This window comes from uncultured Novosphingobium sp., assembly GCF_964277725.1.
Lineage (GTDB): Bacteria > Pseudomonadota > Alphaproteobacteria > Sphingomonadales > Sphingomonadaceae > Novosphingobium > Novosphingobium fluoreni.
Genome location: NZ_CAXYKL010000129.1, coordinates 1 through 9,709 on the forward strand (window position 1 = coordinate 1; position 9,709 = coordinate 9,709).

The 9,709-nt window shown below is 63.1% G+C and carries 10 protein-coding genes; 7 read left to right on the forward strand and 3 right to left on the reverse strand.

The features are described from left to right. The coding region (locus ACHWRX_RS07620) for an NAD(P)H-hydrate dehydratase (protein ID WP_394658734.1) at window positions 1-1,352 on the forward strand (1,352 nt) is incomplete at its 5' end. Continuing rightward, complete coding sequence (locus tag ACHWRX_RS07625) at window positions 1,349-2,551, forward strand: class I SAM-dependent RNA methyltransferase (RefSeq protein WP_394658735.1); 1,203 nt, start codon at window positions 1,349-1,351, stop codon at window positions 2,549-2,551. The genes ACHWRX_RS07620 and ACHWRX_RS07625, both read left to right, overlap by 4 nt. A gap of 25 nt (window positions 2,552-2,576) precedes the next feature. Here the strand turns inward: ACHWRX_RS07625 and ACHWRX_RS07630 are convergent, their stop codons facing one another. Beyond that, window positions 2,577-2,837: a hypothetical protein gene (locus ACHWRX_RS07630; protein WP_394658741.1), complete on the reverse strand. Its 261-nt coding sequence runs from the start codon at window positions 2,835-2,837 to the stop codon at window positions 2,577-2,579. Between the two features lie 119 nt (window positions 2,838-2,956). Here ACHWRX_RS07630 and ACHWRX_RS07635 point away from each other — a divergent pair, with 119 nt between their 5' ends. The 5 genes from ACHWRX_RS07635 to ACHWRX_RS07655 all read left to right on the forward strand — a co-directional run bounded on the left by ACHWRX_RS07635 (window position 2,957) and on the right by ACHWRX_RS07655 (window position 8,215). Continuing rightward, the gene (locus ACHWRX_RS07635) at window positions 2,957-4,168 is read left to right on the forward strand and encodes a saccharopine dehydrogenase family protein (protein WP_394658736.1); all 1,212 of its coding nucleotides are present in this window, start codon (window positions 2,957-2,959) and stop codon (window positions 4,166-4,168) included. A gap of 107 nt (window positions 4,169-4,275) precedes the next feature. Next, window positions 4,276-4,551 carry a hypothetical protein gene (locus ACHWRX_RS07640; RefSeq protein WP_394658737.1) on the forward strand — a complete coding sequence of 92 codons (276 nt, stop codon included), beginning with the start codon at window positions 4,276-4,278 and terminating at the stop codon, window positions 4,549-4,551. A gap of 27 nt (window positions 4,552-4,578) precedes the next feature. Continuing rightward, window positions 4,579-5,778, forward strand: a complete 1,200-nt coding sequence (locus tag ACHWRX_RS07645; RefSeq protein ID WP_394658738.1) for a carboxynorspermidine decarboxylase — start codon at window positions 4,579-4,581, stop codon at window positions 5,776-5,778. Window positions 5,779-6,110: 332 nt separating this feature from the next. Further along, complete coding sequence (locus ACHWRX_RS07650) at window positions 6,111-7,316, forward strand: type III PLP-dependent enzyme (RefSeq protein ID WP_394658739.1); 1,206 nt, start codon at window positions 6,111-6,113, stop codon at window positions 7,314-7,316. A gap of 80 nt (window positions 7,317-7,396) precedes the next feature. After that, window positions 7,397-8,215, forward strand: coding sequence for a tetratricopeptide repeat protein (locus ACHWRX_RS07655; protein WP_394658740.1), 819 nt, complete (start codon window positions 7,397-7,399; stop codon window positions 8,213-8,215). Between the two features lie 59 nt (window positions 8,216-8,274). Here ACHWRX_RS07655 and ACHWRX_RS07660 read toward each other — a convergent pair whose 3' ends face one another. Together ACHWRX_RS07660 and ACHWRX_RS07665 are read right to left on the reverse strand one after the other, a co-directional pair. Continuing rightward, the gene (locus ACHWRX_RS07660; protein ID WP_058735373.1) at window positions 8,275-9,558 is read right to left on the reverse strand and encodes a citrate synthase; all 1,284 of its coding nucleotides are present in this window, start codon (window positions 9,556-9,558) and stop codon (window positions 8,275-8,277) included. Between the two features lie 13 nt (window positions 9,559-9,571). Further along, on the reverse strand, window positions 9,572-9,709 hold a 138-nt coding region (locus ACHWRX_RS07665; RefSeq protein ID WP_394658742.1), incomplete at its 5' end, for a hypothetical protein.

Below are 9,709 nucleotides of genomic sequence, written 5' to 3' on the forward strand. Positions count from 1 at the left end.
CTGCCGAGGATCGGCTCATCGCGGGAGGCATCAGTGTCGAGGCGCTGATGGACCAGGCCGGGCAGGGCGCGGCGGATTGGGTATGGCGCATCGCCGGAACCCGGCGCGTGACCGTGCTGTGCGGTCCTGGCAATAATGGCGGAGACGGCTATGTCCTGGCCGAAGCCATTCGCCGGCGCGGCGGTGATGTTTGTGTCGTCGCCCCTTACGACGCTCGGACCGCTGCCGCTCGGAACGCCAGGCAGCTTTATCAGGGCGAGATTGTTGACCCGGGAGCGGACATCAGCGGTGAAGTGTTTGTGGATTGCCTGTTCGGCAGTGGACTGACCCGGCCGCTGTCCGTGCAAGATGAGGCGCTGCTGCTCCGGCTTGCCGAGGCGCATCGTCTGCGCGTTGCGGTAGACCTGCCTAGTGGGATCGATGCCGATACCGGGGCCTTGCTGTCGCCCGTTCCTGCCTTCGACCTGACACTGGCGCTGGGGGCATGGAAGTTTGCCCATTTACTCATGGCGTCCGTCGCCCGGATGGGCTCACTGCGCTTGGTCGAGATCGGCATCGACCCCGTATCTGGCGCAGCGCGGCGCTTGACCGCCCCTCGCATCATCGCTCCGGCTCAGAACGCGCACAAATATACGCGCGGTATGCTGGCCGTAGTCGGCGGTGCAATGCCCGGCGCGGTGGTGCTGGCGGCTACCGCGGCGCAAGGCGCAGGTGCGGGATATGTGCGCATCGTCGGCGAACGTCCTGGCAACCTGCCGATCGACCTTGTCGCCGATGAACGCGACCTTTCTGATGCGTTGGATGACCGGCGTACCGGCGCGGTTCTCATCGGCCCCGGGCTTGGCCGCGATCATGCGGCGGCAGAACGACTGGCGGCAGCGCTTCACGCGCCGGCACCTTGCGTTTTGGATGCCGACGCTCTGATGTTGCTCAGTGCCAGTTCCATGGCGGATCGCACGGCACCAGCCATCGCCACGCCGCATGATGGCGAACTGGCCGCGTTGGAGCGGGCGTTCGTATGTGACGGTTCGTTGCCCAAGCCCCAACGCGCCATGAACCTGGCCGCCAAGAGCGGCATGGTGATCGTGGCGAAGGGCCCCGATACGGTTGTCGCAAGTCCCGATGGACGAGTCGTTCTGGCGGATCGAGGAAACAGCTGGCTATCGACTGCCGGAACGGGTGACGTGCTCAGCGGTACCATCGCCAGCCGGCTTGCCACCGGACTAGAGGCGTTCACGGCAGCGTGCGAGGGCGTGTGGCTGCATGCCCATGCCGCTCGGCGCTGTTCCCCCGCTTTCACAGCGGCTGACCTGGCCAAGGCAGTTCCGCAAGCGCTGGCAGATTGTTTATGAGTATCGTCGAAGAAATCCTGCGCGTCGCTGCCAAAGGCGATGGCATCACCGCGTCGGGCAGGCATGTCCCTTTCAGCGCCCCGGGCGACCGGGTACAGGCGGATGGCGTAATCGAGCCAGGGCCGCACCACGCGACCCCGCCGTGCCGGCATTTCCGCACATGCGGTGGATGCCAGTTGCAGCATCTGGACGAGGAGACGTTGGCCGGCTTCGTCGCGGAACGCGTGGCCAATGCTGCAAGCGGGCAGGAACTGACAGCTGAGGTGATCACGCCGCCCCACCTTTCTCCTCCGCGGTCACGCCGCCGGGCGGCTTTGCATGCGCAGCGCCAGGGGGGGCGCATCGTGCTCGGCTTCCGGGAGCAGGGCTCGCACCGAATCGTCGACATGCAGGAATGCCACGTGCTGGTGCCCGAGCTGTTCGCACTCATCGCCCCGCTGCGGCAAATGCTGGCTCGCCATCCCGGAAAGCTCGCCGTCGATATCGAGATGACCCTGGCGGAGCAGGGCGTCGACCTTGGCCTCAAGGGGCTACGCGTCGAAGGGCTGGATGCGACGGAAGCCATGCTGGCATTCGCGCAGGACAACCAGCTCGCCCGTCTGACGCTGGACCAGGGCTATGGCCCGGAACCGACTTGGGAGCCCAATCCGGTCAGCGTGCGTCTCGGCCCCGCCAGCGTGCCCCTGCCGCCCGGGGCCTTCCTGCAGGCAACGGCGGATGGCGAGGCGACGCTGATCGCGGCCGCTCAGGAGTGGCTCGCAGGTTCGGCCACCATCGCCGATCTCTTCTCGGGCCTTGGTACCTTCGCCTTTGCGCTGGCCGGACCCGCCACCAAGGTCCTGGCGGCGGAAGCCGCGCGAGACGCGCATATCGCGTGCAAGGCTGCCGCCGGTCGTGCGCAAATGCCGGTCCATGCTTTGCACCGAGATCTGTTCCGCAATCCGCTGCAACCCGATGAGCTAAACCGCTTCGCTGCCGTCCTGCTCGATCCGCCCCGCGCCGGTGCGCGTGAACAGGTCGGATACCTGGCGCAAAGCACCGTGCCCCGGATCGTCTACATCTCATGCAATCCGTCCAGCTGGTCACGCGATGCGACGACCTTGGTGGCGAGCGGATATCGGTTGGCCGAATTGCGCCCGGTCGGCCAGTTCCGCTGGTCGACGCATGTCGAACTCGCCAGCTTGTTCGTTAAAGGCTGACCGGAAAGTTCGAAAGACGGGGCGGCTACTCGGGCGCCGCCTTGTCCATCAAATCCATGAAGTCCCACGCGGCGTCGCGATCCTCGGCTTTCTTGAACACCGCGTCCAGGTCTGGCGCGGCACCCAGCAGATACATCAGCGACCACAAGGCGAAGCGCCGGCCGCGATCCTGCTCCATGCCCAGGTCCACGCCCATGCGCTCTATCCCGGAGGCGAGGGCAGGGGGCGCGATCGCCTCCATGTCGGCGGTGCCAAAATAGCGGCTTAGCTGATCGTCAAAGTCCATGCCGACGGCTGTGGCCGGCGCCGGGACGAGTGGCAAGCGTGGTGCTCGTGGTTGTCTTGTCATATGCCGGGCCTATATGCGGGCCTTTCGCGGGCGCGGTCGCCAAAGGAGACAGGTTAGTGAGCAAGGTTCTGGTGATCGGCGCGGGCGGCGTCGGGTCGGTTGCGGTCCACAAGATGGCGATGAACCCGGACATCTTCTCCGACATCCACCTCGCCAGCCGCACCGTTTCGAAGTGCGATGCGATCGCGGAGTCGGTAAAACAGCGCACCGGCGTCGATATCCAGACTTATGCGATCGATGCGGACGATGTGGCCGCCACCACGAAACTGATCCAGAGCATCGGCCCCAAGCTCGTCGTCAATCTGGCCCTGCCTTACCAGGATCTGGCGATCATGGATGCCTGCCTGGCGGCAGGCACCCACTACCTCGATACCGCCAACTACGAGCCGCGCGACGAAGCGAAGTTCGAATACAAGTGGCAGTGGGCCTATCAGGACAAGTTCAAGCAGGCGGGCCTGATGGCGTTGCTGGGCTCGGGCTTCGATCCCGGTGTCACCAGCGTCTTCGCGATGTGGCTGAAGAAGCACAAGCTCAAGAGCATTCGCCTGCTCGATATCCTGGATTGCAATGGCGGCGACCACGGCCAGCCGTTCGCCACGAACTTCAATCCCGAAATCAACATCCGCGAAGTCACCGCGCCGGCCCGTCACTGGGAGAACGGTGAATTCGTCGAAACCCCGGCAATGGGCGTGAAGCAGCAGTTCGATTTCGAGGGCGTGGGTCCCAAGAACATGTACATGATGTACCACGAGGAACTGGAAAGCCTCGCGAAATTCCTGCCGGAGATGGAGCGCGCGCGCTTCTGGATGACGTTCGGCGATGCCTATATCCAGCACCTGACCGTGCTGCAGAACGTGGGCATGACGCGCATCGACCCGGTGATGTACAACGGCGTCGAGATCATCCCGCTGCAGTTCCTGAAGGCGGTGCTGCCGGAGCCTGCCTCGCTTGGCGCCACGACCAAGGGCAAGACCAACATCGGCGATATCGCGACGGGTGACGCGCTGGATGGCTCGGGCGAAAAGACGTTCTACATCAAGAACATCTGCGATCATGAAGAAGCCTACGCAGAGACCGGCAACCAAGCCGTCAGCTACACCACCGGCGTTCCCGCGATGATCGGGGCGGCCATGATGCTGACCGGCAACTGGCGTGGTGAGGGCGTCTTCAATATCGAACAGCTCGATCCCGATCCGTTCATGGAGATGCTCAACGCCCATGGCCTGCCGTGGACGGTCGAGGAACTTGACGGGCCGCTGTCGTTCTGATGGTGCGCGCTCTTTTCCTCGCTGCGCTGAGCGGCCTATCGCTTTGTGCTTGCACGCCCACCCAAGCGCCCGAAGCTGCTCCGACCACTCCGGCAGGGCAGTCGCTGGTGCGAGATATGTCAGGGCCCGACAAGGCCGCCTGCCAGGCCAGCGGCGGCCGTGTGGAGCGGCGCGGAAGGCTTGGTTCGGAACTGTGCGTGCGTCCCTTTGCCGATGCCGGCAGGAGCTGCACGGACAGCGCGCAGTGCCACGGCAAGTGCGTCGCCACGGGCAACACCGCCGAACCGCAGACGGCGGGCCAATGCCAGGCGGACGATCGCCTTTTCGGATGCTATTCCGAGATCAAGGGCGGCAAATCGGCCTATACCATCTGCGTCGATTGACGCCGTAGGCATCGAGGACCAGCAAGCATGGAAACCAGAGCCGGCGATCCCGGGGCCTTTGCCCGTTTCGATCTGGAGCGTGTGGAAAGCCCCGCCTTCGTGGTGGATGCCGCCAAGTTGCGAGAGAACCTGCGCATCCTCCAGGATGTGGGCGAGCGGTCCGGCACCAAGGTGCTTGCCGCGTTGAAGGCCTTCTCGATGTGGTCCACCGCCCCGATCATCGGCGAGTATCTGGACGGCGTCTGTACCTCGGGATTATGGGAAGCCCGGCTTGCCTCAGAGTTTTACGACGGTGAGATCACCACGTACTGCGCCGCCTACAAGCCGGAAGATCTGCCGGAAATCCTGCGCCTCTCCGACCATGTGATCTTCAATTCACCGGGCCAGATCGAGCGGTTGTGGCCGATCATCGAGGCGGCGCGGGCCGGGGGGGAGGACTTCGACATCGGCCTCAGGATCAATCCCCTGCATGCCGAGGGTGAGGTTCCTCGTTATGATCCTTGTGCCCCGCATTCGCGCCTGGGCTTCCCGATCGACCAGTTGACCGACGAACACATCGAGATGATCGACGGGCTACATATGCACACCTTGTGCGAGCAGGACTTCGAACCGCTATCCCGCACCTGGGACAAGGTGTTCGACCATCTCGAGCCCTGGTTTGGTCAGTTCAAGTGGATCAACCTGGGCGGCGGACATCACATCACCCGGGCCGATTATCAGCGCGAGGAGATGATCCAGTTCCTCGCCGATGTGGCAGAGGACACCGGCGCGGACGTCTATATCGAGCCGGGCGAGGCCATCGCGCTGGACGCAGGCATTCTCGTCGGCACGATCCTCGACACGGGATGGAACGGCATGCCAGTCGCCATCACCGACATCTCGGCGACCTGCCACATGCCTGATGTGATCGAGGCGCCCTATCGCCCCGCCATGCTGGGCGAACAGCGGACGGGGGACGACGAGATGGACAACGACACCGGCGGTACGGTCCGTCTTGGTGGTCCGTCGTGCCTCGCCGGGGATGTGATCGGGGATTACGCCTTGCCTGTTCCGGCGGAGCCCGGCGCGCGGTTCGCGTTCCTCGATCAGGCGCATTATTCGATGGTGAAGACGACGACGTTCAACGGCGTGCCGCTGCCCTCGATCTGGCTCTGGGATTCCGAAACCGACGCGCTCGAGTGCATTCGCCGTTTCGATTACGAGGACTTTCGCGACCGATTGAGCTGATCGCGGCGCGGTGCGCTCTCACCTAGGCTCGCACGGCGGGCGACCTGGCTCGATTATATCGGGTAATCGAAACTGTGGCGAAAGCACCACGTTGTTCCAGTCTCGCAAGGCCCGATAGAAAGGCTGAACTGATGAGCATTTCACTCTCGTTTTTCGCCTGTTTCGCTCCCCCAGGCGTGCGCATCTTGGTGCCATTGTGAAGCTTTTTTGACACCGCAGATTTTTCGGTTGCGAATCCGTAGATCACCCCTATATCCGCCCTCCGCTGCCCCATGGGGACTTCCAAACCGCAAGGCAGCTTTTTGTAACACACCGTTTGGGGGTCCCTTGAGTTGCACCATCATCTTGACGCCTCGGCAGTAGCGCGCGCCCTCTCGCCCGACGAACCCGTTATCCTCAACCGACCGCATGCCGCGGCGCGGGCCGCTCGCTTCTTCACCACGAAGTTTCCGGGCAAATCCCTCTATGCGGTGAAGGCGAACCCGTCGCCTGAGCTGCTGCCGATCCTGTGGGACGGCGGTATCACGCACTACGACGTGGCCTCGATTGCGGAAGTGCGACTGGTGCGCGGTGTGCTGCCTGAGGCAACGCTGTGCTTCATGCATCCGGTGAAGACCGCCAGCGCGATCCGTGAAGCGTATTTTGTTCACGGCGTGCGCACCTTCAGCCTCGACACCCGCGAAGAGCTTGCCAAGATCGTGGCCGCCACGGCGGACGAGCACGGCAATCCGGCGGCCGACTTGCGCCTCTGCGTGCGCTTGCGCGTGTCTTCCGAGTATTCGGAATTGAGCCTGGCGTCCAAGTTCGGGATCGATCTCGTCGACGCCGGGCCGTTGCTGCAGGAGACCCGCCAGGTCGCTGACTGGCTCGGCCTGTGCTTCCACGTCGGCAGCCAGGCGATGACGCCCTTCGCCTATGTCCAGGCGCTGGAGCGCGTTCGTGCGGCTATTGCCGACGCCGGTGTCGTCATCGACATGATTGACGTTGGTGGTGGTTTCCCCTCGGTCTACCCGGGCATGGAGCCGCCGCCGCTGGAAGATTATTTTGCGATCATCCACCGCCACTTCGAAGCCCTGCCGATCGCTTACAACGCCGAACTCTGGTGCGAACCGGGCCGCGCGCTGAGCGCCGAATACAACTCGCTGATCGTCAAGGTGGAGAAGCGTCGCGGCAAGGAGCTTTACATCAACGATGGCGCTTACGGCGCGCTCTACGATGCCGCGCACGTGGGCTGGCGGTTCCCGGTCAAAGTGCTCAATGCCGACCGTGCCGACACCTTGGAAGACTTCGCGTTCTACGGCCCCACATGCGATGATGCCGACTTCATGGAAGGCCCGTTCCAATTGCCGGCAGATATCGCATCGGGCGACTACATCGAGGTCGGCATGCTCGGTGCCTACGGTGCGGCGATGCGTACGGCGTTCAACGGCTTTGGCCAGGGCGCCAGCGTGATCGTCGAGGATGAGCCGATGGCCAGCCTCTATACCGGCGAGCGCAAGGACCCCCGCGTTTCGGACAACGTCGTCTCGCTGCGCTGACAGTACCCGCTTTTTGCAAGATCCAAGCCCCCGAAGCCTCGTGCTTTGGGGGCTTTTCGTATCCGCAGTACATCACGTTTTTGCAGGCTGGTTCAGCTTTCGTTCTTACACTTTCAATAAAGTCGAAATCGATCAGAGAGTCGGAGGCAACGCGCGTTGACGTCCGGTGTTCTGGTATCGACACGAATCACGGTGTCGGGAGAGTGACAGCGATGAAGCGTTTTACTGCTGCGGGACTGCTGGGAATAAGCATTACGGCGCTGTGCAGCCCCGCGCAGGCGGAAACGGCGCGAGACGTTTTGGTCAACGCCGCCTTTGGCACCACGAACAAGGCCACGGCGCTGGCACAAATCAATCAGGCTATTGCGATAGCGGAATCAAGCCTGAAGCGAAACCCGCAGGACAGCAACACACGGCTACAGCGGGCCTTAGCGATTAGCTATCGCGGCAAGCTCAATCGCAGCCGCAGTGACGTTCTGGCTGCCAGGCGCGAATTCGAAGCCCTGGTCGCCGCCGATCCGCGCAACCCCGAAACGCACCTGGCTCTGGCGGGGTGGCATCTGGCATCGGTGATCGAGTTGGGGCCGTTCATGGCACGCACCGCGCTAGGGGCGCGCACCGCTGTCGGCACCAAGGAGATGGCGCAAGCCTTGGCACTGGGACGTAATCGCGCTTCAGTTTCGGCGCTTGCCAGCCTGCAGCAGATTCAAGTCAATCCGGATGATGTGGCTGGAGCGCGCCGCCTTGCCGAAGCTGCGGTTGGGGCGCGGGCGGAGACATCTTTTGACCGGGTGATGCAGCGTCAGGCCGGGACGCTCCTGGCATCGTTGCGGAAAGGCGATGGCAAGGCCTCTGCCAGTCTGGCCAAGCAGCTTATGCCGTTCGGCCGCATCGCCTGAACGCAAAAGGGCTCCGGAGACGTTCCGGAGCCCTCTGTTATTCCGACCGGAATGGCGCCTCAGCGCTTGTCGATCGCCACATAGTCGCGCTGCGTCGGCCCGGTATAGAGCTGGCGCGGACGGCCGATCTTCTGGCCTGGATCGCTGATCATTTCGTTCCACTGCGCCACCCAGCCGACCGTGCGAGCCAGGGCGAACAACACCGTGAACATGGTGGTCGGGAAGCCGATCGCCGAAAGGATGATGCCCGAGTAGAAATCCACGTTCGGGAAAAGTTTCTTCTCGACGAAGTAGGGATCGTTCAGTGCGATCTCTTCCAGGCGGAGAGCCGTTTCGAACAGCGGATCGTCCACCTTCAGCGCTTCGAACACTTCACGAACGGTAGACTGCATGACGGTCGCGCGCGGATCGTAGTTCTTGTACACGCGGTGGCCGAAGCCCATCAGACGGAAGGGATCGTTCTTGTCCTTGGCCCGCTCGATGTAGTGCGGAATCTTGTCCGGCGTGCCGATTTCCTTGAGCATGTTGAGCGCCGCTTCGTTCGCGCCGCCGTGAGCAGGGCCCCAAAGGCAGGCGATACCAGCCGCGATGCACGCAAACGGATTCGCGCCCGACGAACCGGCAAGACGCACGGTCGAGGTCGAGGCGTTCTGCTCGTGATCGGCGTGAAGGATAAAGATGCGATCCATCGCCTTCTCCACCGCCGGGATCACTTCATACTCCTCCGCGGGGACGCCAAAGGTCATCCGCAGGAAATTGCCGGTGTAGCTCAGCTTGTTGTCGGGGTAGAGGAAGGGCTGCCCGACAGAGTACTTATACGCCATCGCAGCGATCGTGGGCATCTTGGCGATCAAGCGATGAGAGCTGATCTTGCGATGCTCGGGATCGGCGATGTCGGTGCTGTCGTGGTAGAACGCGGAAAGCGCGCCGACCACGCCGCACATGATCGCCATGGGATGCGCATCGCGGCGGAAACCACGGTAGAACGTTGCCAGCTGTTCATGCAGCATGGTGTGGCGCGTGATAGTGGTGGAGAACGTCTCCAACTCATCGCCGCTTGGCAGTTCGCCGTTCAGCAGCAGGTAGCACACTTCCATGAAGCTGGATTGCTCTGCCAGCTGGCCGATCGGATAACCGCGATGCAGCAGCACGCCTTCGTCGCCGTCGATATAGGTCAGCGCGGATTCGCACGCCGCCGTCGAGGTGAAGCCCGGATCGAAGGTGAACTGGCCGGTCTGACCATAGAGCTTTCGGATATCGATCACATCCGGGCCGACGCTGCCCTTCAAGATAGGATATTCGAACTCCTTACCGGCAGTGGTGAGTTTTGCCTGGTTAGCCAAGTGTCTATACTCCCTAGACTTGCGACCCTGCCGGGGCGGTAGCTTGCGCGGCAATCCGCGCCAGACTCTCGTCCCGACCGAGCAGAACCAAAACGTCGAAAATTCCTGGGGATGTCGTCTGGCCGGTCAAGGCCGCGCGCAAGGGCTGCGC